Below are 23,352 nucleotides of genomic sequence, written 5' to 3'. Positions count from 1 at the left end.
CCCTCATTCAATAAAAGAAAAAGCTAACTTTGTCGCGAAAGAGAAGACAAACATAATGTATCTCACTTTTCCAGATTTATTCAGCGCTTGATGCAGACAGAAAAGAGTCCCGTTCGCATCGTGGCGAATGGGACTCTTTAAAGCTTTATAGCGGGATGATTCCCAATAGGACACAAACCACTATCATGACAAGCGTCGATCCGCATGCCCATTTCAGGAAAGTGCGCTGCAAGGCACCGAAATCTTCCCCTACCATTCCAACCAATAGATAGGTAGATGGAACAAGCGGGCTTAACAGATGGACGGGAAGCCCCAATAGTGAAGCTCTGCCGATCAGGGCAGGGTCAATTCCATAAGCAGCTCCCGCTTTAGCAAGCAATGGGAGAACCCCATAATAAAATGCGTCATTAGACATGAAGAACGTAAATGGTGCTGAGATGACGGCTGTAATGACAGCAAAATGTGCGCCCATTTGATCTGGAATATGCTGAATCAAAGAGTTTGCCATGGCATCGACCATCTCCGTGCCGGCAAGGATTCCAGTGAAAACACCTGCTGCAAAAATCATCGAAATGACGGATAAAGCATTGTCCGCATAGTTTGCTACACGTTCTTTCTGATCACTGAGTTTCGGATAGTTTACCGTAATGGCAATCGCGAAACCTACCATGAACAGAACAGCTGAAGGCATAAGTTCCATGATCAGCGCAACCAGCAGTGTAAGAGTCAATGCGTAATTGAATATGATCATTTTAGGCCGTTTTAGATAAGCATCTTCCGTTGCAGCCGCGTGCTGTGCCACAGCATGATAATCGACTTCAATGATCCCGATTCTCTTTCTTTCTTTTTTACCCAGGCAGTATGCCATGAAAAGGACGAATAGGACTCCGCCAATCATCGCTGGAATGACGGGTGTGAACACATCGGACATTTCAAGTTTTAAAGCGGTCATCACCCGTGCTGTAGGGCCTCCCCAAGGAAGAAGGTTCATGACTCCAGATGACGAAACGGCAATGCCGGCCAATACTAGCGGTCTCATTCCAATCCGTTTATATAGCGGAAGCATGGCAGAAATCGTTATCATATAAGTAGTCGTTCCATCTCCATCCAAGGAAATCAGCAAAGCCAGGACTGCCGTGCCGATGGCAATTTTCACCGGATCTCCTTTTACAACCTTAAGAATCGTATTGATGATCGGGTCAAAAACCCCAGCATCAATCAAAATGCCAAAGAAAAGGATCGCAAATAAAATCATGATTCCCGTTGGCGCAACGTCTTTGATCCCTTCCAGCGCCATCTCACCCATTTTACCGCCAAACCCGCCAATAAGTGCAAAGGCACTTGGTACTGCAATCAAAGCTATCATGGCTGAAAGTCGCCCTGTCATAATTAAAATCATAAACACTACTATCATCAAGTATCCTAATAAAGCGAGCATATCTATCACTCCTATCTTCTAATAAGATAAAGTGTATATGAAACCGCTTCATTTGTAAGCGTTCTCAATTTATTGTGTTTTAAAACTATTTTGTTAATTGTGTTCATTGTGTTCACGGAACCGATTTTTCGAGGAGGAACCGAACGCCATTCCCCGGGTTGAATGGCGCGTTCTCTAAGGAAATAAGCGAATATTCAAGAAAATGTTCCGCGCATTTATTCTTCAAATGATAAATTTTCCGGTCCGTCCAAAAGGTCACAGCCGTAATCTATATTGGTCGTTGGTGTATTTGTTTTTAAAACGAAACTATTTAAGGTTGATTGGAGCGGAAGTGCGAGATTCCTGCGGGAGGAGCGGGACAGGTGAGATCCCAACAGGCGTTTACGCCGAGGAGGCTCACCGCCCGCACCAAGGAAAGCGAGCATCTGAAGTGGGAAATCAACCACAACTCACTACCTGGTAAATAGCAACAAAGTATGGGAAAACAGCCTAAAAAAGACACCTTCAATCTTGAAGGTGTCTCTCACTTAATTCTATTGAATTTTATAATATCTTCGCTCAGGTCTCCCCACTACCCCATATACGACTTCCGCTTTACATTTCTTAACGGATATCAAGTATTCCAGATAGCGTCTCGCGGTTGTCCTTGAAGCACCGATCTGTCCGCTCACTTGCTCAGCCGACAAACCGATATCGCTTCCTTCGAGTACCTCGATCACCTTCGCCAAAGTGATTTCGTCGACCCCTTTCGGCAGGGCCTGCCCATCGTTCGATTCCGATACGGATGAACCCTTTTTCAAAATGAGATCCACAAAATCCTGGTCTATCTCTTGTTTGGATTTCATCAGATGGACTTTCTTCAGATACTCTTCAATAACTTGGTTGAAACGCTTCATCTCCACTGGTTTAATTAAATAATTCTCAACACCATAGTGAATCGCCTTTTCCAGTTGTTCTTTATCCGTTGCCGCGGTAATCATGATGATATCCACATTCGGGAATTTTTTCCGTATGTCCGGAAGGAGGTCTGTACCAAGCTGATCTGGCATATAAACATCAAGCAAAAGCAAATCCGGGCTTTTTTGTTCCAAAATCCGAAGCGTTTTTTTGGCATTGACAGCTTTTCCGACCACTTCTATTTCATCAAAGTTTTTCAAGAATTTTTCATGGATATCTGCTACACGAAAATCATCCTCTGCAATGACTGCTCTTATCTTCAGCATTCTTTCCCTCCTCGCTGTTCTTTAGGAAGATAAACGGTGAATATGGTGTTCCCATCCTCGCTTTGAACTTCGATGATGCCGCCAAGCTCTTTTACGACATGATCAGCATTCGAAAGTCCATAACCACTCGGACTTCCGCTGTTTTTCGAAGTGAAACCCCTATCGAAAATATGGGCGATGGCATCCTCAGGTATTCCTTTTCCGTTATCACTCACTTCAAATACCATATCATTTCCGATATCTGTGGCGAAAAATTTCACGAGCGGCTCCTCCATGCCTGAAACCGCTTCAAGTGCATTATCGATAATGTTTCCTAGAATCAATGTTAGTTGTGACAGTTTTATATGATCCGGCAGTTTCTCCAGGTAACTTTGTGCATCTATTTCGAAGATGATCTTCTTCTCCGATGCTTTCCCGATCTTGCCAAGTAACAGGGCTTGTACCTTTGTATCCTTTATCTGTTCGAACACGACACGGTTCAGGGAATGCAATTCGGATGTTTCGCTTTGAATCATCTCGATTGCTTCATCGTATTCCCCTAATTGTATCAAACCTGAAAGGACGTATAGTTTATTGGTGAATTCATGGGTTTGTGCCCTTAAATCCTCTGAATGCATCTTCACTTCGGATAGTGTGTTGACCATTTCCTCAATTTCCGTTCGATCACGGAACGAAGCGACAACACCGCTTACCCCTTCACTATCGAAAATCGGCGTACAATTGACGATAACGGATTTGTCTTCCCATGAAATCTCCTTATCCACTTGCGGTTCACCGGACTTTAGCACCTCGAATAAATATTTCGAAGGAAATAGGCCATCGACGTTCAAATGGCGAACGGACTCTTTAATATCCAGCAATTTTTTTGCCGGCTGATTCATCGAGGTAATCAGCCCATTTTGGTCAATGGCCAGAATCCCTTCTTTCACCGATTGAAGCACTGCATTTTTTTCTTTATATAAATTGGCGATTTCAAATGGTTCCAGCCCCAGGGTATCTTTACGTATGCTCCTTGCCAGCATATAACTGCCAATGATCGAGATCATGATGGCCACTAAAGATACAATCATCTCCTTGGACAAATCCTTGAAAATTTGGGCGCGGACATCGTCCACCAAAAAACCGACGGAGACGATTCCAATTATTTTTCCATCCTCATTGAATACCGGTGACTTCCCCCGAATGGAAAGACCGAGTGATCCTGCCGCTTCGGAGACATAATATTCGCCTTCCTGAATGGCCCTGCTATTATCCCCGCCTTCCATCCGCTTCCCAATTTCGGAAGCCAGCGGATGGGAATAGCGAATTCCCTCTGCATTCCCCACAACGATGAACTCAGCACCTGTTTCCCTGCGGATCTTTTCGGCAATCGGCTGGATGATGCCAGCGGGATCATCCGTCTCAAAAGCCTCTGTAACGGTAGGCATGAAGCTAATCGTCTTTGAAAGCTCCAACGCCAATTGACCTTTATCCTTCGCTATTTGCCTTCCCTCCATATAGGAAAAACTAGTCGTCAATAACAGGATCAAAAACAGGCTCAACGATAAGACTAACCCGAGAATCTTGGTTTCCAGCGATACTTTCCTCATATTCAACAGCATCCTCTATTTTCATTTTCATTCACTAATTTTTATAGGAGCATAATGATTTTACCATTTCTATTAAATATTGAACATTGTTGGCCATTTATTTAGCCACATTCAAGAATGAAAGGATTTAAGCAACAAAACAAGGTATAATTTAACAAAAAAGGAAGTGCTGAATTGAATCCTTTTCAAATGATTTATATGATCATCCTCACCCTTTTGCTGATTTATGATTTTTTTCCAGTCTTCTTTCTTTCTGATATCATTTCATCTGAGGTGCTTCTTGGCGTTATGATAGGATTATTTCTCAGTATCCTATTTAAGAAAGATCGTCATGCCGATCATGGTGCGAAGTTCAAGGAGCAGTTGTTTTCCACCTTGTATCTCCTTTCCTTAGTCGGAATGTTGACCGCTTTAGGGGGACGATCAACGATAGGCATTTCTCTTAATAATGTTTTTCTTTGGATAGTGCTGCTTCTGTCTTGCTACCATACCTTTTCGTATTGGAAGAAAGCAAAACAATCAGAAACATAAAATGCTCAAAGGAAACATTTCCTTTGAGCATTTTTTCAAAAACAGGTAAATGAATTGATTTGTCTTGTATCGATGCCAAAAATCGTCCAGAACCTGCCATTCCACCTGAAGCCGGCAACAGAACGCGGACCGACAAAGATGGGGTAATACCAGAAACGCGCACCATTGTTTAGTTATAAAAAAACAGACAAAACGAAATCGCACCCGGATCTATCGCAAATGCTGAAAGCGACGTTATTTGCAGTTTTATCTCCGAATATAGGGATATATCGACGTAATTTATTGTTTTATCTCCGAATAGAGATATATCGACGTAATTTATTGTTTTATCTCCGAATATGGAGATATATCGTCGTAATTAATTGTTTTATCTCCGAATATGGACATATATCGACGAAATTTATTGTTTTATCTCCGAATATAGAGATATATCGACGAAATTTATTGTTTTATCTCCGAATATGGAGTTTTATCGACGTTACTTTCAGTTTTATCTCCGAATATGGAGATATATCAACGAATTCTACTGTTTATCTCCGAATATGGAGATATATCAACGAATTCTACTGTTTATCTCCGAATAAAGATATATCGTCGTAATTTATAGTTTTATCTCCGAATATAGGGATATATCGACGTTACTGCAGTTTTATCCCGGGATTCAATATAGCAATCTCCATAAATAGAAGGTTGCATAGGATTCCCAATCAGCCCATGCTTCCGATAGTTTCAGGATTTCCGCTTTCGTTGGTTTTGCTTCTGTTTGCATGAGCAGTTTCATGGAATTATGCAGCCCGACGTCATCGATTGGAAAGGCTGCTGGAAAACGCAAACAGCGCATCAAGACATAGTTCGCTGTCCACGGACCGATTCCCCGTATGTTGGTCAGCATTTTTTCAGCCTCTTTTACATTCTTTGCATTCAACAGCTTTTCTTTAGTAAGTTCCCCTTCTGCAATCAGTTGAGCAACACCTATTAAATATTCACACTTCTTTACCGTCATCCTCAAATCGGCAAAATCTTCGACGGTCAATTTCGCGATTGCATCAGGTGTCGGAAACAGCCAATATTGCTTTCCTTGAAATTCAACATATTCACCAAATCCCTCCACAAGCCTCCGTTTCAAGGTATAGGCATAAGTCAAGTTAATCTGCTGACCAAGTATTCCCCAGGCAATCGCTTCAAATAAATCAGGGATGCCCATATTTCTCAAGCCGAAGAATTGGCTTACCGGCTTTTGCAATAAAGGGTCATTTTGGGCCAGCTCATAAAAAGGAAGCAGATTTGTCTCAAGATCGAACCAGTGACGAACGTATTGGCAAACAGCATCCTTTACCTGATTTTCCATCGGTGCTGTTCTTCCTGGGAAACGGACGGTCAGCTCCGTTTCATTCATCGCACTGATTTCTACTAAAAGCGTCTCGTTTTCGACAACAAGTGCTCGATAAATTTTTTGATCAACAATATCGAACAGACATTCATTGGAGGATCTTGATAAATATTTAAGATTTTCCGAAAAACGAAACTCTTTTGGTGCATGAATCCTCAATTCCATCATGCCTTCATCATGTGATAATGTCTTTTTCATCCTGCTCCCTCCTTTAGCTTTATTCTAATGACAAACCGATACGTTATCTTGCTCTTTCATTTAACTCCCTAATTTTAACAAAATTTATTAACAATTACGTTATCTTGCTTTTATATTATCAAAATGTTTGTATATCAACCCTTTCTTGTATACTAAATGGAGAGGTGAATGCAGTGAATCCGAAAAAAGCAGATTTCCCGAATGAATATTGGAAAGCTATTATAGATTGTGATGCAACATATGATGATCATTTTTTATACGGGGTAATTACGACAGGCATCTTTTGCAGGCCCTCCTGTAAATCAAGGGTGCCTAATAAGGAAAACGTGAAGATCTTCAAAAATGCCATGATGGCTTTGGAAGAGGAGTTCAGGCCTTGTAAACGATGTAAACCGGAAGGACTGAATGTGCCGACAGAAGAATGGGTTGAACAAATAGCAGAATGGATCGACACCCATTACAGCGAACCCCTCACTTTGAACAAATTGGCGGATATTTCCCATGGCAGCCCGTATCATTTACAACGAACATTCAAGCGAGTGAAGGGAATATCGCCCACTGAATACATTCAGCGGCTTCGCCTTGAAAAAGCGGCGAGGCTGCTGGAAACCTCCGAACTGCCGATAACTGAAATAGGCTTCACTGCCGGGTTCTCCAGTACACCCTATTTCATGACGTTATTCAAAAGGAAAATGGGGAATACCCCTTCAGGATATAGAAATGCTTATCTCAAAACTCAAGCTTTGGAGCGTGAAGAAAATGAAGAATGATAAAAAACAAACCATTGAATGGGCCATATTGCATTATGATAAGTGGCAATTATATGTTGCCAGGACGGAAAAAGGGCTTTGCTATGTAGGCTCTCCCGGTCAAACGTATGAAGAACTGAAGTCCATGATGCAAAAACGCTTTCCAAATGCGAACCTTGTTGAAAATGAAAAAGCATTAAATCCCTATCTAAAAGAACTACAAGAATATTTCGAAGGAACCAGGCAAACTTTCTCCCTTCCTGCAGATGTAAAAGGCACGCCCTTTCAACAAGAAATTTGGGCAGCGCTGAATCAAATACCCTATGGACAAACCTGTTCCTATTCCGATATTGCCCAAATCATCCAAAGACCTGCAGCTGTTCGTGCGGTTGGTACGGCCATTGGAGCCAACCCAATTCTGATCACGGTGCCATGTCACCGGGTTATCGGAAAAAACGGGGCCATTACCGGCTACCGTGGAGGTACGGAGATGAAACGATATCTACTTGAATTGGAAGCACAATCTGACTGCAAAAAAAGCATCCGGCTATAAGGATGCTTTTTTGCGTTTTTTGTTTTTAGTACCAAATAGTCACCGCTTTATTATAGGCATCACTATTTGGAATCGCATGGATCCCTTGGGCCTGTGCTTTGCGCGGGTCATAATCATATACCATTGGTGTATAGCATGAGGTCTGCCCGATATTCACAACACCATTACCCCCGGAACTTGAGCATGTATAGGCCTTACCATCAGTACTTCGGACGATTCTGGCATCCGCTTCATGATTGTATACGGCGGGGCGTGTTACGGTCACTTTTGCCCAGGCTGTTTTACACACAGTGCTGTATTTCAATTCTACGTATGAATTGGAATCAATCCATTTTTTATCCTTCGTTACCGCCGAATTTGCACAACTATTATAGTATGGACTTTTTCCATCATAGGTGTGTGTTTCGGCCAGTGCTTGATTTTTTCCAAATCCAAAGTCGACAATAAACAGCGACAGTGTCATCACCATGGTTAAACCTATCATTTTAAGCTTTTTATTCAATTCATTCATCCTTTCTTTGCAAAAATATAGATGAAGGTTTTTATTTTTTCATTAATACCAGTCGGTTTCACCTGCTGTATATGGCCAAAAGGCTACCGCTTTTGCTTTACGCGGATCTAAATCATATACCATCGGTGTATAGCATGACGTTTGACCTTTATTTATTTCACCATTTCCTCCGGGAGATGCACAGCTGAATTGTTTATTATCAGTATTGCGGACAACCAATGCCGTTGCCTCACCATCTGCTTTAGCAGGTCTGCTTAGAGTGATCTTCGCCCAGGCGGTTTTACAGACAGTGCTGAATTTCAATTCCAAATTGGCAGAACCGCCATTGGCATAAATTTTCACCGACTTCTTCGTGACAGCGCTATTCGCACAACTATTATAGTAAGGACTTTTTCCATCATAGGTGTGTGTTTCGGCTGAAGCTTTGTTCGCAAAAGAATCAAGGGAGCCAAAAAGGACTAAAGAAGCTACAAAAAATGAAATGCATAAAACCATTTTTTTCATTATTTCACTCATCCCCTTAACAAAATTTATACACTGTTCATCTTACAATTTTGTAATATTCTTACAAGTGATAAATTCCCTAGTTCATGAAAAACTACATCCCCGCCTTTACGATGCAGCCTGGCATCATCATTACAGTATGGTATGTCTTGCTTTATCAGCTGAATCATCACAGAGACAAAGTCATTATCCCTATGAGCCATTCAGGGCAAAATAAGGTAACTAAGAACTTATGCGTATCAAGCTGGAACAAAACGAGCCAATAGGCTGCCGTTGATCGTGAAAGATACAGGTCGATATACTTAATGTTTTTTTCAAAAAAAAAAGAAAAGCCCCGACAAAACTCGAATCGTTTTGTCAGGGCTTTAAATTCAATTAGCGAGGTTTTCTCTGATCAATCTAATGATGTTATCATAATAGGAACGATCATGCGGAACGAACTCATTCCGTCCAACAAATCATCGATCATCATCCTGCGGCCTTCGTGATTCATTTCAAATCCCTTAATATTCACTTTGTCCTTCGCTTCGGTCCAAAGCTCTTCGAAGTCAGTCAGCACAACCTTCACCATCCCGGAAACCTCTTCTGGCTGCAGGGTGAAATCATCGAAGCTATGTGCACGTTCATATAGAAAGACGTTTGCCAGTTCTTTGTCGATGAAGCCTTCTTTCGTTTGATGGTATTCAATTATCCCTAATGGAACCAACTCGTCAAAGGAAACGTCAATGCCTAGCTCTTCTTTAATCTCCCTTACTCCGTCGTATACCGTTTCATGTGCCAGTAAATGGCCGGCAGCCGTAATATCCCATAGATTCGGATAATCTTTTTTCATCGCACAACGATGCTGAAGATATAGATAATCAACGCCCGCTTCCGAACTTGCGAACCAGCAATGGAAAACCTCATGCCAATGTCCCAATCTATGTACTTCCTCTCGCGAAGCCACACCGGTTTGAATGCGATTGGAATCGAAAACTTTCAACAACTCAGTTTCCATTTGAGCTTCACTCCCAGCCCTTTTTTATAAAAAACAGCTTCAGCCTTTTTCTTTTCTCCAATTTTTCGGGTTTAAATAGCCTTTATATTTAGCGGCCACTTCTTTCCCGACCAAAAGCGCACCTGCCCAAAACATCACTTCAGCAAAGACAATCGCACCTGTTATGACCCCAGCCTTAACCGCAGTCGAAAATGGCGTAAAAGGAGCCGCGACAGGAATGATCCAAGTGAGAAGGGAAATGATAAGGAACCCCATCCCTACTTTGTAAAATCTCGATTTCTTTATTTCCTTACTTTCTTTATCCAATTAAATAACCTCCGTCATGATATTTTCATTTAATTACCCCGCCGAACAAATATACCATTGAATGTATTCTTTTTTTATACGTTTGAATGTTCATTTCGTTTCATAAATTTGAGAAATAAAGATATTCCATTTGAGGAAAACTATTAATGAATTGACTTTGCGATTTTTAATGGATTTAATATTCATATAACACTTGCATGCAGGAAAGGAAAATCCAATGTACATTGAATTCATTGCCACAACGATAGAAGATGCCCTTATAATCGAAGAATCGGGAGGAGACCGAATCGAGCTTGTCAGTTCTTTAGCCGAGGGTGGATTAACTCCAAGCCACGCCCTGATAGAAGCTGTCGTCAATTCAGTGAAGATACCAGTCAACGTGATGGTAAGACCTCATAGCCAATCTTTTTGCTATACGCAAAAGGATTTGGAAATCATGAAAAAAGATATCCAAATCATTCGATCACTGGGAGCGAACGGGGTCGTATTAGGTGCATTAAATGAAAAAAATGAAATCAATCGACCATACCTCGAAGAACTATTGACCGTATGTGAAGGTTTGGAGATTACATTCCACCGAGCCATCGATGATACGCACGACCCTGTCATTTCAGCTGAAATGCTAGCCAAATATCCAGAAATCACTACGATATTGACCTCAGGCGGGCATGGGGATTTCCCTAGCCGCATGAAAACGATTCAACAAATGAAAAGAGTCTGCGGCGACATAGCCATACTGGTTGGAAGCGGATTGAATAAGGATAATATCCTTTCTATCCATTCCGAACTGCATACCGGTCACTATCATTTCGGTACGGCTGTTCGAAAAAACAACAGTATCATCGAAGGAGTTACATTAGAAAAAGCTAAAGAAATCGTAAACTTGCTAAAGAAATAATGTTGGAAGGGACCATTTAACCGGTCCCTTTTTATGATGCAGAGCTTTTTTTTTGTAAAAAGACCGAATCCCAAAACCAAAAAAACAGTGCCGCTAAAAGGCTGATTGCATAGTAATTCTTTGTAGTCAAAATATCCATGCTGAAGTCAAAATTAAGCACCGAACTATAAATGAATACGGCCGGCAAAGAGAAAAAAATATAAAGGCAAAAATAGATTACACTGAATTTTTTAGGATGTTTATTGAAAAGGACCTGTACCGGAACAGCAAATAATAAATAAGGGATGACGACATAAAAAGAAATCACGATAATGCCAATCACCCCCCAGGTATCCAGGCTGAATACAACTAACACCGTGGAAAGCGACAGACAGGAAGAAACTAGACTAAAAAAATAATAAGGAATCAAATCGCTTAGCTCCGAAACCTTTTAACTGACTTTCCAAAGTTCCATTTTAACCAATACCTCGCAGTCCATAATATAATGGGAATTTTTACATAATCATTATACTATATAAAATGGAGGTGTTTTTATTTTGGAGCTATATATCGAATTATTCGTGTTTCTGGCCATCATCTTTATAATCGTCCTTTCCAATAGATTCATACCCTGGTTGGTAAAAGCCGCCATTGTCGTTTATTACTCTGTCATTTCCTATATCTTCATTACCACAAAAAATAAAATTGATGAACGGTATGAAAATATCACTCCTGTGCCTGACGCCTACTGGGATAAAAATTCAGCCTGGGTTGACACGATGACTGGTTATTATTCATGGTCCTTTTTAATCATTCTCCTGTACATTTATTTTAAATGGTTCACAAGTGTGAAAAGTAAGGAAGCGAAGGGATGGGTGCTAATTAGTTTCATTCCAGCATTGGCCGTTTTTTTACTTTCCATATTCATATTCAATTTTTCATACGGGTATAGACCATAGGGGTTGGATATTGCCTGATATCCAGCTCCAAAATAAGAAGGTTGCCGGAGCAACCTTCCATCATGAAATTTCCCAATCCCGAGATTTAATTTTTGTTAGCATCAGCAAAATGCCCCATCGCATCACACATGAATTTTGCCAATCCTTCACCGTATTGATCAATATTTTTGGTGAAGCGTTGATCGTCCACGTACATTTGACCCAACCCTTTGAAAGCATCCAGCGTGTATGTGCCGAAGTTATTGTTCAAACAATCATACCATTCTTTAATGGCCTCTTGTGCCTCCTCCGACTTAGGCGAAGCATCTCGGATTGCCGCAAGTTTTAAATAGATCTCCGAAACAACTTTCTCTGCATCTTTAGACATGCCCGCCACTTTAGCCTTCGACTCATCGACAGCTTTATCCCCCCAAAGCTTGCGAGCTTCATCTTCATATGGATTCTGACTGAAGTCAAATCCTTCAAATTTCTCTTTATTCGTCATCTGAATTTCCCCTTTCATATGCTTGATCGATTTTTCGACCGTCTTAATTAATTTATCGAGCTGACTGCGTTTCTCCAGTAACATTTTTTGATGTTGCTTTAACGCATCTTGTTTATCAAACGAAGTGCTGTTTACCATTTGTTTTATTTCCTTTAATGGCATGCCAAGTTCCCTGAAAAACAGGATTTGCTGCAACATCTCAAGATTATCATTCGAATAAAGGCGATAACCTGCATCGGTTATTTCCTCCGGCGATAATAACCCGATTTCATCATAATAATGCAGTGTCCGCACACTAATGCCAACCAAATCGGCTAGCTCCTTCACTTTCATTGCCACTGCTTCTTACCTCCTTTCGATAACATTTACATTAAGGTATCACGCAACGTCAGAGTCAAAGGAAAAATGAACATTTCCCGCCCAAATTTAAAAGACGATCCTTCCTAATGAAGAATCGCTGTTAGTAGAGTTTACTCTCTGTAAAAACTTCAGATTAAAGCCCAATCCAATTTACTTGTCCGCTATTGATGTTCATGCACTATGTAGTAAATTTCCCATTACTCGTAAGTTTTACGCATTTACTCGCGAGTTTCGCGCTTTTACTCGTGAGTTTTACGCTTTTACTCGTGAGTTTGGCGCTTTTACTCGTAAGTTTGGCACTTTTACTCGTAGTTTGGGCTTTACTCGTGAGTTTTACGCTTTTACTCATGAATGAAACATTCTTCTACCTCCAATGATCGGGAATTCTTAATGAGTGCGGTAATTTTGTCTTCGTGTCGCCTTTAGCCGAGTTAATCTGTGCTTGTGTGATGAAGAAACTTCCGGTGAGATCGGCACCGCTTAAATCGGCGTCCCTAAAGTCTGCACCGATCAGGTCCGTCACTCTCATGTCGGCTTCCTTGAGGTCGGATGCAATAAGCAAAGCACCTCTTAAGTTCGCTCCCCTAAGGTCAGCACCTCTCAATTTTGCACCGATTAGGTCACTTCCCCTACCTATTTTGTTCGGCTTTTTCTTATTTTTCTTAATTGAAACCTTTGCACGTACCATTTCACTTGTGCGCAGAAGTAAATCGTTAACGATCGTTCTATGAGCTGGTACATTCAGGTCCATGATAGACTTTGAACTTTGTTTAGTGAGGTATTCCGTGTCTTCAAAAGCGGCCTGCAATTCTCGGTGAAGAGGTTGCGCATCTTCTAAATTAAGTGCTTCATTTAAGTAGCAAAGCATTTCATGCAGTTGTTGCATAATTGGAAAAACTTCGAACATTTCCTTTGCTGATGCGGGGTTGTCCCTCCAGTCGTTTCCATCATAGGTAAGCTGGGATACCTTTTGACCGGCACCGAAGCATTCATATACTGTGCAGCCTTTATACCCTTTTGCTCGGAGATTTTCATGGATACCGCAACGATAATCGGATTGAAGGTTTGAACATGGTGTACCGCCATCTTTATCAAATGCAAAATCAGCAGACTTTGCATATGGCAATGCTACACAGCACAAACCAAAACAATTCTCACAGTCTGCACGTAATTGATAATGGATACTATCGTTATTCGTTACTTGCATTCTTACACTTCCTTCTATAAAACACTGGCTCTGCCTTTTTTAAAATCAAAAGTTTCATACAGTATATTTTTTTGTTTTCATTTTATCAAAAAAACCAATTAATCTATATATTAACAATATACAAATAAACAAGAAATCTGAAATTAATCATTAGAGGGAAGCAAGTGATTTCCATAATCATGTTATACTTTATTCAAGATCACGGTACTCTAGGGGGTGTAGGCATGTATCCTTTTGGTGGCAGGAAAAATGGGGAGACAAAAAAAGAAATGCAGGATTGCAACTACACGCTGGATACAGAAGGTGAAATGGACGAAATGTCTTTTCGGATCGCAGGAGTTCTTCGGTCAACGTCCAAAGAGATCATCTTTTTATGTATTGGCTCAGATCGATCCACAGGAGACTCATTCGGGTCTTTAGTAGGGACGATGCTAAGAGAAAACCAAGTCCCTTATCATGTCTTCGGAACACTCGCAGAACCTGTTCACGCCCTTAATTTGAAAAGTATTTTGAAAGAAATAAAAAAGCAATTCAAAAATCCCTTTATTTTTGGCATCGATGCTTGTTTGGGCGGTTATCATCAAATCGGTTCTATCATTCTGACAAAAGGTCCTTTTAGCCCTGGTGAAGCGATGAATAAACCCTTACCTGAATTGGGTGATTATCACCTAAAGGCCGTCGTAAATTATTTAGACCCCCTTTTGCCCAAACAATCTCTAAATGAAACAAGACTGGATACTGTCATGAATCTGGCGAAGATTACCACAAGAATCATTGTTAAAAGTTTAAAATAATGGGAAAACCCCAATAAAGCCTAAGCTTTTTCGGGGTAAACAATGAAATGCATAGTCTTGAAGGACATTGCTATCATCATGCTAAACCTGGATCATTAAAGTAAATAACTTCTGAAAGAAACTTATTGCCCTGAATATTACAGAAAACGTCCCTTGCTGCTTGTTCTGTTTCAAATTCATACATTACAATATCTCTGCTTTTATAGAGTGTGATGATCCACATTGAAATCCTCCATTATAGAATATCGATTTGCCGATCTGCACGATAGAGTAACCCTTCCTTTTACTAAATGACTCCCAGGATTATCGCCGCTATTGTCATGACCGTGACAGTCCCTAATGCCCATTTCACGGCAAACCGCTGTAAATCACCGAAGTCAGTGCCAACTAAACCTATTAGCAAATGTGCTGCAGCTACCAAAGGACTCAATACGTGTATCGGCTGCCCTATTAATGAAGCGCGCCCTATTTCTGCCGCGCTAATTCCATAAGCATCAGCGGCTTGTGCGATAATGGGAAGTACGCCAAAATAGAATGCATTATTTGACATAAAGAAAGTAAAAGGGGCACTTGCATACGCAACAATAACCGGTAAAAATGGTCCGAAAGATTCCGGGATAAAAGAGACCAACGTAATGGCCATTGCATCAATCATTTTCGTTCCAGACATGATGCCGGTAAAAATCCCGGCTGCAATGACAATTGAAACGACGGCCAAGGCATTTTTCGAATGAACGGCGATTCTATCCTGCTGATCTTTCAAATCAGGATAATTGACCAATAACGCGATGGCGAAAGCAATCATGAATAAAATGGTCAAAGACATAAAATCAATGATTAATGATGCCATGAGCATAATCGTTAAAATGAAGTTGAACCAGACCAATTTCGGCCTGCGATAATCACGGGAAACCGTTGTTGCCGCTAACTCGGAATTGGCCTCCGAGTTTGTGTGATTATGCTGGATCTCCACTACGCCCAATCTCTTTCGTTCCCCTTTTCCCAATATAAAAGCCACGACAAGAACCCAAATCAGGCCAAATCCCATGACAGGAATCATTGGCAAGAACAATTCCGATGCGTCAAGGTTCAACGATGCCATCGCCATGGCGGAAGCTCCCCCCCATGGTGTCATATTCATTACACCCATGGATAGCATCGCTACAGTGGCTAATATGATTTTGTTCATGCCCAGACGCTTATAAAGGGGTAAAAGCGCTGAGACAGTAATGATGTAAGTAGTTGTCCCGTCCCCATCCAATGCGACGGTCATTGAGAGAATAGCGGTTCCTACAACTATTTTTAAAGGATCTCCTTTTACTATTTTCAATATTTTAGAAATAAGCGGATCAAATAAACCGGAATCTATCATTATTCCAAAATATAAAATCGCAAACAAAATCATTATGGCAGTTGAAGCTATCCCTTCAACACCCTCCTGCATCATGGGTCCCAGCTCTGTAAAAAATCCTCCAATCACTCCAAATATGATGGGAACGAGCATAATGGCCACTAGTGCCGATAGTCGCTTCGACATAATTAAATACATGAATACTGCAATCATCGAAAATCCTAAAATGGATAACATCTTCAAGCCCCCTTCTGTTTATCACCATCTTGTTTTGATAGCGCTTTCTTTAGAGACTATCATCCATTAAGCCTTATTCACATATAAAGAAAGTAATAAGAGTTTTTTTCATTTTTTTCACGCCTGAAAAAGAAAGGCTGTTTTCGCATACTTTGTTGCTATTTACGAAGTAGTGCAGTGTGGTTGATTTCCCCTCCAGGTGCTCGCTTTCCTTGGTGCGGGCGGTGAGCCTCCTCGGCGTAAACGCCTGTGGGGTCTCACCTGTCCCGCAGCTCCCGCAGGAGTCTCGCACTTCCGCTCCAATCAACCTATAATAGTTTCGTTTTAAAACAACAATCTTTACGAAAAGAGCCAAAAGAAAAAACCCCATTGATGAAAACGAATTTCATCAACTGGGATTTACATGTGTTTTATTTTATATTTTCTTTCAGGCCTTCCGACACTTCCATACAAAACCTCAACTTCCATTTCATTGCAGGAAACTAAATACTCCAGGTATCTCCGCATGGTTGAATAACTAATTCCAACAAGTTGACCTAGTTCATCCGCGTTTAAACTGCCATTGACGTTTTGAATCTTGCTTCTGACCATTTTCAGGGTATGTTTGTCTATCCCCTTGGGAAGAGAATTCATTTGGACATCATTTGCTGTATTTGAATCACTTATGGTCCGAAAAAGAGTATCCACTTTATCTTGATTTACCAAGTTGCCATTATGCAGCTGCCGTCTCGTCATGTCGTATTGGTTGAGCGTCGCAAGAAACTTATCGATAATGATCGGCTTTATAAGATACCCAAATGCACCTCCCCTAATCGCTTCACTGACTGTTTCGGTATCATTCGCGGCGGTGATCAGAATTACATCAATCCCCCGGTATTCCCTCCTAATTTCCCGAAGAAGGTCAATTCCATTCATATCAGGTAAAAAGATATCCAATAAAATTAAGTCAGGTTGTGCGGCATGCAGTATATTCAGCGCTTGCTTGCCTGTGCTAGCTGTAGCAATGACAGTAAATTGCTCTAATTGATTCGTAAATTGTTTATATATATTCACTGCATTCTCGTCATCTTCAACAATGACAACTGTAATCGGTCCTTTGGACATTCTCACGCCTCCGTTTCTCCTTTTATATTTATATCCTTCGGGAAGACGAGTGTAAATCTTGCTCCCCCCAAATAACTGCGATCAATATAAATATCACCGCTTAAAAGACCAATGGAGTTTTTCACAATGGCCAAACCGATCCCATGATTTTCCCCATTTTTAGTCGTATAACCATCCGTAAAAATAATATCCTCCATTGCATGAGGGATACCAGGACCGTTATCCTCGATATCAAATATGATTTCGTTTCCTAAATCTGTAAACGAAACTTTGACCTTTCCCTTATTTTTGTTCTTTTGCCTTGCTGCCTCCATCGCATTATCGATGATATTACCAATTACGGATACCAAGTGATGGGAATCCTCAGGTTTTAATGAACTGTTTAAATTGCTTTCCTGCTCTATTTCTAAGATAACCTGCAATTCTTTTGAACGGTTTATCTTTCCAAGTAAACAGGCAGCGATTAAAGGATCTTTTACCGATGACATAAGAAACGAAATGATATCTTGCCTCTCTCTCACTTCAGAAGAGATGATGTTCATTGCCCTATCATACTGTTTTAAACTAAGTAATCCATAAATGGTATTCAATTTATTTAAAAACTCATGATTTTGTGCCCGCATATTTTCTGAAAAGGCCTTGATTTCTGAAAATTCATCTGTTAATTGTTCAATTTCGGATACTGTCCTTATTGTTAAAACGATGCCCCTGACGTCCTTATGATTTAAGATAGGGGATAAATCCAAAATGTATAGCTGTTGGCCTAAGAGTAACTTACGATTGAACTGTCCCTCTTTTGTGCTGATTACGATTTTGATGAGTTTTTCTAAATGTCCATTTACAATCCGCTTACCCACCATAAGCTGATGATCCTGAAACAATTCACGTGCTCTTTTATTCATGGAAGTAACCTGTTTTTCAATATTAATCGTAATGGTAGCATATCGGATGGCATCAAGTGTCGCTTCCCTTTCTTGAAAAAGAAAAGAAATTTCCTCAGGCTCCAGACCCAAAATGAGCTTTTTTAAGCGTCGCGCTATAAATATTGCCCACACGATACCTACACTGATTGGGATAAGTGACAAATGAATAATCTTCATTTTATAATTGGATAGCTGATCTTGCACATTCTCTACCAAAAACCCTACAGATGAAACACCGATAACTTCCCCTTTATCATTCCAGATTGGCGCCTTAGCTTTAATCGCTGGTCCCGATATCCCATTTCCTTGATAAATAATTGCTTTGTGTTCATTGAGTACTGCATCATTACTAGTAGCCGTGGGCTTTCCGATATATTCTGGATTGGGATGGGAGTATCGCAGTCCTTTATTATTCGCAATGGTTACATAATCGGCCCCTGTTGTTTGACGAATCCGTTCTGATGCGGGTTGAATCACCTTTGAGGGCTGTTCATCGTTAAATCCCTGGATGATCGTTGGATTTTGAGCCGCTAATTTGGCAACCGTCATTGCTTGCTTACCCATATGGTTTTCGACGATGTCTTCCAGCAGTGTAGAGAATAGAATGCTCACAAGTAAGGTACTGATGAAAACAACGAATATGATGAGCAATGTCATTTGAGTTAATAAGTTCACTCTAATTTTAAACATCTACATTTATACCCTAAGCCTTTCCATATTGATTGCTCATACTTCTATAAAAAATTAATGATTGAGACTGGGCGGGGAAATTTTCCTTTACAAAGTTCACCTGGTTAATAGTTCTTCCCATTTTTCAAGCGAAAGTTTTTCGGTCATATGCTTATATGCATCAGGGACTTTTATCGAACACATAAGTTCGAGACTATTGCCATCGGGATCATTGAAATAGACGGAAGCGTTTCCTTGGTTCGGCCGTACAAATGGTTCAATCGTTGTCCTTTTTCCAAAAGGGACGACTTCAATTTGCAAGGATTTGAGCCAAGTTAATGCATTTTTCATATTATCATAAGTTACCCGAAAGGCGATATGCCTTAGTGAAGGGTGGTATGGAGTTTGATATTCCTTCCCTTCCCATAAGCCGACCCAGCTTTTGTTTTCCTCGATCCAAAAAAAGGCAGTATCTTCATCTCTCCAAGCTAGCTTCAAGCCTATTTTCTTATAAAAATCCATGGAGATGTCCAGGTTCTTGACTGGTAAATGGGCTTCATATAAACCTTCTATCATATTGGATTCTCCTTTCTTCTTTTTAGTAAAGGAACTCTTTTGCAGGGAAAATATCTCGCAATTATCTATGCTCGGTTAGTTTAAAGGGAAGGTTTTTTCTTTGACAGCCCCTACCTCCCCCTCTTTTCACAATTAAAAAATGGAATGCGTTCTATTATATAGAAGGAAATGGATTTAAAGGTTCCTACTATAATGGAAGAATGTTAGCTTTTGACCCGAATCCGCACCAATTTCCTCATTAATCGAAATCCGTTCAAAACCGTTTTTCACCAAAACCTTTTGGGAGGCGATATTGTCACTTGTCGTTTTGGCCTGTATTTGCATCACATTCAAATCCGGCGCCAGCTTCATCAAAAGCTTTAAAGCTTCATTCGCAATCCCTTTTTGCGTAAACGCTTCACCGATTCTATAACCGACATGAGCCGTACCCTTGATGGGGTCGATATCCACAAGATTAATCCTGCCGACGATTATGCCTGAACCATCCTTAATCAAATAAAAAGAGGAGATGGCCTCTTCTTGTTCTTTTAATAATTCCTTATGCCTGATTCCAAACGTTCCAAAGCTATAATAATCATCACCCCGTCCCTGGAGCGTTTGTTCGAAAAACCTTCTATTTTTGCATTCAAATGCAAATAACGCTTGTGCATCCCGTTCATTAAGCCTGTCAATGTATATATCCATCATTCTTTCACCCTTTCAAAAAAAACGCTTGGCATATACCATTCAAGAAAACAAAGGGCTTATCCTTCCTGATAAATAGATAGATGAAGATTTGTACCCTGGCTTGATCCAGCATCCCTTTATTGTTCCCTCAAATCCAGATCCTGAATAAAGATAAATACATGAATTACTTGAAAAGTCAAAAATAAATTATTTTCTTCTGGTAAAAAATCAACGGATGTTGTATCATAGGCTTCAGATATTTATTATTCTCATTTGGTTAATCGGAATTAGGAGGAATATATATGATTGGTTATGTGTTTTTAAATCTTGCCATAATGCTCGTTCTTTTAGGCGTTTTATTTTACATGAATAAGAAGCATATTTCCTTTACAAAAAGGGTCTTTACTGGACTTGGTTTAGGAATTGTATTCGGACTTCTTTTGCAGTACTTCTATGAACCTCAGTCAGAGGCGATCGTTAAATCGGTCGATTGGTTTAACATTGTAGGTTCCGGCTATGTCAAGTTCCTGCAAATGATCGTCATGCCGCTTGTCTTCATTTCGATCTTATCCGCATTCACAAGATTGAAACTGACTAGCAATATTGGAAAGATCAGTGTCCTGATCATCGGAATCCTGCTTGGAACGACTGCGATTGCAGCTGCTGTCGGAATCACCTCGGCAACTGTATTCAATTTAGAAGCCGTTCAAATTGAGCAAGGGGAAGCGGAGTTAAGCCGCGGGGATCAAATATCGGAAACATACGGTACGATTCAGGATAAAACGATGCCGCAGCAAATTCTTGAATTGATTCCGTCCAATCCGTTCCTTGATTTAACGGGTGCACGTCCGACATCAACCATTTCCGTTGTAATTTTTGCTGCATTTCTTGGGATTGCCTATTTAGGAGTCAAAAGGAAACAGCCTGAACATGCTGAATTTTTTGCTAAAATAGTAGATACATTGCACAGCATCATCATGCGCGTAGTAACATTGATCCTGCGTTTAACACCTTACGGGATCTTGGCGATCATGACGAAGACGGTAGCTACGAGTGATTTGGATGCCATCCTGAAATTAGGGAAATTCGTAGGTGCCTCATATGTGGCCCTGATTGTCATGTTCCTCATCCATTTGCTATTGCTGATGCTTGCAGGATTGAATCCAATCGTATATTTGAGAAAAGCTTTCCCAGTATTATCGTTTGCCTTCACTTCAAGAACAAGTGCTGGCGCTCTGCCATTGAACATCCAAACACAGAAACAACTAGGGGTGTCCGAAGGTATTGCCAACTTTGCCGGATCCTTTGGCTTGTCGATCGGTCAAAACGGCTGTGCCGGAATCTATCCGGCCATGTTAGCGGTCATGATCGCTCCAACGGTTGGGATCAACCCGCTAGATCCTTCCTTTATCGCCATGTTGATTGCCATCGTGGCCATTAGCTCTTTCGGGGTTGCAGGTGTAGGCGGAGGAGCAACATTCGCTGCCATCCTTGTATTATCTGCAATGAACCTGCCAATCGCCTTGGCCGGCCTGTTGATTTCCGTCGAGCCATTGATCGATATGGGAAGAACGGCCGTGAATGTCAGCGGAAGCATGACTTCCGGTATTCTGACAAGTAAAATAACGGGCGACCTGGATAAAGAACAGTTCAGCGAAGAAACATCTTTGAAAATTGAAGCTGAAATGTAAAAGAAAAAGCATCGGACTTCCTGTCATGGGAGGTTCGATGCTTTTTTTCATGGGCTGTACATTCAATTCAAGCATTCTTGGTACAAAAAGGAATAAGAGATTGATGCTTGAAACCCAGTTTAAGATAAAATTCAGTTTAAATAAGTACATGCCAGATATTTTCTTGCTTCTTATATCTTCCCTTTATTTCTCCAACACCATCAATGGTTAGAGAATCATTGGTTTCAAAGGGTTCATTCCCTACTATCAGATGTAATTTATTTATGTTTTGAATTCCATGATCAACATGGGCAATAACCGGTTGTTGAATAAGAAAATCTTCATTGTTCATCCTTACTTTTATAAAGCTCTTATGTAACAGTCTATCTTCTAATGGGATGATATTCATCGGGTCAAAGGATTTAGCAGTCATTTCCCCTTCAATATATAAATGAATGCCTGCTTGTTCATTAAACTCTTCAAATGCTTTCATTCTCTTTTCCAGGGCAAAATTAACGACTTCCTCTGTTTCAGGACTTATCTTCACATCAGCCATTGAATCTTCTATATCATCACCGGACTGCTGTTTTAATAGGTCATATAATGTATCTTCTCTATCAAAAAAACTTTCCATCCAGCCTGGTGAAAGCTCCTCCAGTAACAAACACATACACAACCCGGAGCTATAACAACTACTTCTAATACTAGAAGTGGATTCATACTTGTTTATTAGCTGTTGTGCATACTTTTTTAAAACTGAATCGTAATCAAGCGGGCTTTTCTCCGAGTAAGCCTTCAATTCGACATACCACGCAGGTCCCTCGATGGTTTCAATCAAATTTTCATATGTCAGGTACTCATCAATCTTGGCTGCTCTTTTTTCCCTTAGGGCAATGAAGGCATTAAGGTATTGTTTCTTGTTAATTTGGTCATTTTCCAACATTGCATAATAAAGATTTGTTCGTTCCTGATTTCTTAATTCCACATTTTCTTTTGACAACGGATATGTGATTCCCAGCATTTCATCGGGAAACCGTTTTTCATCCTTTATATATTGATAGCCGTGAAACAATTCATGAACCGCTATTGAAAACAAACCTTCATATTCCTTATAGTGATCCATATTAACAATTGCAGTGGGATATTCTTCATACATAATGATTGTGTCAGCAGCAAACTCGGTATCCCACTTTAAAATATGATATGTACATAGTGGATTGTTACTGAATTTAGGATGATTGAATAGATAAACATTACTCTTGTCATATATGGCATAGGCAACAAGTTCAAAACCCGGCCAATAATTTTCCAACTTTGCTTTAACCAATTCTTCAGCCATTCGATCAAGATGATGAGGCATTCTTTTCCTCCCTCCGCTGTTTCCATTCGATTAAAAATATAATACCATATATAATTTACATAAATGTCCAATTTTTCAATAAAAAACAAAAAGCCACTGTAACATATCAACTCATGGGAGTGAATA

At 40.4% G+C, this 23,352-nt stretch carries 27 protein-coding genes and 1 pseudogene; 7 read left to right on the top strand and 21 right to left on the bottom strand.

What is annotated here, in order from left to right:
• Positions 1 to 145 precede the first annotated feature (145 nt).
• From OTG27_RS21195 to OTG27_RS21180, 4 genes are all read right to left on the bottom strand, one after another.
• Positions 146 to 1,438 carry a CitMHS family transporter gene (locus tag OTG27_RS21195; RefSeq protein WP_268938026.1) on the bottom strand — a complete coding sequence of 431 codons (1,293 nt, stop codon included), beginning with the start codon at positions 1,436 to 1,438 and terminating at the stop codon, positions 146 to 148.
• 215 nt (positions 1,439 to 1,653) lie between these two features.
• Positions 1,654 to 1,884, bottom strand: coding sequence for a hypothetical protein (locus tag OTG27_RS21190; RefSeq protein ID WP_268938025.1), 231 nt, complete (start codon positions 1,882 to 1,884; stop codon positions 1,654 to 1,656).
• Between the two features lie 87 nt (positions 1,885 to 1,971).
• A complete protein-coding gene (locus OTG27_RS21185; RefSeq protein ID WP_268938024.1) occupies positions 1,972 to 2,661 on the bottom strand; it encodes a response regulator in 690 nt (229 codons plus the stop codon).
• On the bottom strand, positions 2,655 to 4,250 hold the full coding sequence (locus OTG27_RS21180) for an ATP-binding protein (RefSeq protein ID WP_268938023.1): 1,596 nt from the start codon (positions 4,248 to 4,250) through the stop codon (positions 2,655 to 2,657). The genes OTG27_RS21185 and OTG27_RS21180 overlap by 7 nt, the downstream gene beginning before the upstream one ends.
• Positions 4,251 to 4,424: 174 nt before the next feature.
• Between OTG27_RS21180 and OTG27_RS21175 the strand changes: the two genes are divergently transcribed.
• A complete protein-coding gene (locus OTG27_RS21175) occupies positions 4,425 to 4,781 on the top strand; it encodes a hypothetical protein (protein WP_268938022.1) in 357 nt (118 codons plus the stop codon).
• A 35-nt stretch (positions 4,782 to 4,816) separates the two neighbouring features.
• Here the strand turns inward: OTG27_RS21175 and OTG27_RS21170 are convergent.
• Together OTG27_RS21170 and OTG27_RS21165 are read right to left on the bottom strand one after the other, a co-directional pair.
• Positions 4,817 to 5,007, bottom strand: a pseudogene (locus OTG27_RS21170) (collagen-like protein); the annotation flags it as partial.
• Positions 5,008 to 5,442: 435 nt separating this feature from the next.
• A complete protein-coding gene (locus OTG27_RS21165) occupies positions 5,443 to 6,369 on the bottom strand; it encodes a DNA-3-methyladenine glycosylase family protein (protein WP_307730146.1) in 927 nt (308 codons plus the stop codon).
• 173 nt (positions 6,370 to 6,542) lie between these two features.
• Here OTG27_RS21165 and OTG27_RS21160 point away from each other — a divergent pair, with 173 nt between their 5' ends.
• Both OTG27_RS21160 and OTG27_RS21155 read left to right on the top strand, forming a co-directional pair.
• On the top strand, positions 6,543 to 7,139 hold the full coding sequence (locus OTG27_RS21160; protein WP_268938021.1) for a bifunctional transcriptional activator/DNA repair enzyme AdaA: 597 nt from the start codon (positions 6,543 to 6,545) through the stop codon (positions 7,137 to 7,139).
• Positions 7,129 to 7,671, top strand: coding sequence for a methylated-DNA--[protein]-cysteine S-methyltransferase (locus OTG27_RS21155; protein ID WP_268938020.1), 543 nt, complete (start codon positions 7,129 to 7,131; stop codon positions 7,669 to 7,671). The genes OTG27_RS21160 and OTG27_RS21155 overlap by 11 nt, the downstream gene beginning before the upstream one ends.
• A 25-nt stretch (positions 7,672 to 7,696) precedes the next feature.
• Here OTG27_RS21155 and OTG27_RS21150 read toward each other — a convergent pair whose 3' ends face one another.
• The 4 genes from OTG27_RS21150 to OTG27_RS21135 all read right to left on the bottom strand — a co-directional run bounded on the left by OTG27_RS21150 (position 7,697) and on the right by OTG27_RS21135 (position 9,989).
• Entirely contained in the window at positions 7,697 to 8,140 is a 444-nt protein-coding gene (locus tag OTG27_RS21150; RefSeq protein ID WP_176548667.1) for a DUF2690 domain-containing protein, read from the bottom strand.
• A gap of 84 nt (positions 8,141 to 8,224) precedes the next feature.
• Complete coding sequence (locus tag OTG27_RS21145) at positions 8,225 to 8,686, bottom strand: DUF2690 domain-containing protein (protein ID WP_052137328.1); 462 nt, start codon at positions 8,684 to 8,686, stop codon at positions 8,225 to 8,227.
• Positions 8,687 to 9,080: 394 nt separating this feature from the next.
• Positions 9,081 to 9,683, bottom strand: coding sequence for an NUDIX hydrolase (locus OTG27_RS21140; RefSeq protein WP_307730145.1), 603 nt, complete (start codon positions 9,681 to 9,683; stop codon positions 9,081 to 9,083).
• A gap of 39 nt (positions 9,684 to 9,722) precedes the next feature.
• The gene (locus OTG27_RS21135; protein ID WP_034309540.1) at positions 9,723 to 9,989 is read right to left on the bottom strand and encodes a transporter suffix domain-containing protein; all 267 of its coding nucleotides are present in this window, start codon (positions 9,987 to 9,989) and stop codon (positions 9,723 to 9,725) included.
• 217 nt (positions 9,990 to 10,206) lie between these two features.
• Here OTG27_RS21135 and OTG27_RS21130 point away from each other — a divergent pair, with 217 nt between their 5' ends.
• Positions 10,207 to 10,887: a copper homeostasis protein CutC gene (locus OTG27_RS21130; protein ID WP_268938019.1), complete on the top strand. Its 681-nt coding sequence runs from the start codon at positions 10,207 to 10,209 to the stop codon at positions 10,885 to 10,887.
• Between the two features lie 31 nt (positions 10,888 to 10,918).
• Here the strand turns inward: OTG27_RS21130 and OTG27_RS21125 are convergent, their stop codons facing one another.
• Entirely contained in the window at positions 10,919 to 11,296 is a 378-nt protein-coding gene (locus OTG27_RS21125; protein ID WP_268938018.1) for a UPF0715 family protein, read from the bottom strand.
• Between the two features lie 127 nt (positions 11,297 to 11,423).
• Between OTG27_RS21125 and OTG27_RS21120 the strand changes: the two genes are divergently transcribed.
• A complete protein-coding gene (locus tag OTG27_RS21120; protein ID WP_268938017.1) occupies positions 11,424 to 11,825 on the top strand; it encodes a hypothetical protein in 402 nt (133 codons plus the stop codon).
• Between the two features lie 85 nt (positions 11,826 to 11,910).
• Here OTG27_RS21120 and OTG27_RS21115 read toward each other — a convergent pair whose 3' ends face one another.
• Together OTG27_RS21115 and OTG27_RS21110 are read right to left on the bottom strand one after the other, a co-directional pair.
• On the bottom strand, positions 11,911 to 12,648 hold the full coding sequence (locus OTG27_RS21115; protein ID WP_268938016.1) for a MerR family transcriptional regulator: 738 nt from the start codon (positions 12,646 to 12,648) through the stop codon (positions 11,911 to 11,913).
• Between the two features lie 385 nt (positions 12,649 to 13,033).
• Entirely contained in the window at positions 13,034 to 13,876 is an 843-nt protein-coding gene (locus OTG27_RS21110; protein ID WP_268938015.1) for a pentapeptide repeat-containing protein, read from the bottom strand.
• Between the two features lie 224 nt (positions 13,877 to 14,100).
• On the opposite strand from OTG27_RS21110, the gene yyaC reads away from it, so the two are divergent.
• Positions 14,101 to 14,670 (top strand): spore protease YyaC, encoded by a 570-nt coding sequence (gene yyaC / locus OTG27_RS21105; protein WP_268938014.1) that lies wholly within the window; start codon positions 14,101 to 14,103, stop codon positions 14,668 to 14,670.
• 76 nt (positions 14,671 to 14,746) lie between these two features.
• Here yyaC and OTG27_RS21100 read toward each other — a convergent pair whose 3' ends face one another.
• The 7 genes from OTG27_RS21100 to OTG27_RS21070 form a co-directional block, all read right to left on the bottom strand.
• Positions 14,747 to 14,893 carry a hypothetical protein gene (locus OTG27_RS21100; RefSeq protein WP_176548666.1) on the bottom strand — a complete coding sequence of 49 codons (147 nt, stop codon included), beginning with the start codon at positions 14,891 to 14,893 and terminating at the stop codon, positions 14,747 to 14,749.
• Between the two features lie 63 nt (positions 14,894 to 14,956).
• Entirely contained in the window at positions 14,957 to 16,258 is a 1,302-nt protein-coding gene (locus OTG27_RS21095) for a CitMHS family transporter (RefSeq protein ID WP_268938013.1), read from the bottom strand.
• 73 nt (positions 16,259 to 16,331) lie between these two features.
• The gene (locus OTG27_RS21090; RefSeq protein ID WP_268938012.1) at positions 16,332 to 16,613 is read right to left on the bottom strand and encodes a hypothetical protein; all 282 of its coding nucleotides are present in this window, start codon (positions 16,611 to 16,613) and stop codon (positions 16,332 to 16,334) included.
• A 44-nt stretch (positions 16,614 to 16,657) separates the two neighbouring features.
• The gene (locus OTG27_RS21085; protein ID WP_268938011.1) at positions 16,658 to 17,362 is read right to left on the bottom strand and encodes a response regulator; all 705 of its coding nucleotides are present in this window, start codon (positions 17,360 to 17,362) and stop codon (positions 16,658 to 16,660) included.
• Between the two features lie 2 nt (positions 17,363 to 17,364).
• A complete protein-coding gene (locus OTG27_RS21080; protein WP_268938010.1) occupies positions 17,365 to 18,975 on the bottom strand; it encodes an ATP-binding protein in 1,611 nt (536 codons plus the stop codon).
• Between the two features lie 96 nt (positions 18,976 to 19,071).
• The gene (locus tag OTG27_RS21075; RefSeq protein ID WP_095679147.1) at positions 19,072 to 19,530 is read right to left on the bottom strand and encodes a VOC family protein; all 459 of its coding nucleotides are present in this window, start codon (positions 19,528 to 19,530) and stop codon (positions 19,072 to 19,074) included.
• A gap of 174 nt (positions 19,531 to 19,704) precedes the next feature.
• A complete protein-coding gene (locus OTG27_RS21070; RefSeq protein WP_268938009.1) occupies positions 19,705 to 20,214 on the bottom strand; it encodes a GNAT family N-acetyltransferase in 510 nt (169 codons plus the stop codon).
• A gap of 284 nt (positions 20,215 to 20,498) precedes the next feature.
• Between OTG27_RS21070 and OTG27_RS21065 the strand changes: the two genes are divergently transcribed.
• On the top strand, positions 20,499 to 21,887 hold the full coding sequence (locus tag OTG27_RS21065) for an L-cystine transporter (protein ID WP_057276854.1): 1,389 nt from the start codon (positions 20,499 to 20,501) through the stop codon (positions 21,885 to 21,887).
• A 136-nt stretch (positions 21,888 to 22,023) separates the two neighbouring features.
• Here the strand turns inward: OTG27_RS21065 and OTG27_RS21060 are convergent, their stop codons facing one another.
• Positions 22,024 to 23,226: a hypothetical protein gene (locus tag OTG27_RS21060; RefSeq protein WP_268938008.1), complete on the bottom strand. Its 1,203-nt coding sequence runs from the start codon at positions 23,224 to 23,226 to the stop codon at positions 22,024 to 22,026.
• Positions 23,227 to 23,352 lie beyond the last annotated feature (126 nt).

Source organism: Peribacillus sp. AS_2 (genome assembly GCF_026891895.1).
Taxonomy (GTDB): Bacteria; Bacillota; Bacilli; order Bacillales; family DSM-1321; genus Peribacillus; species Peribacillus frigoritolerans.
This window is presented reverse-complemented; position numbering and strand designations above follow the sequence as displayed.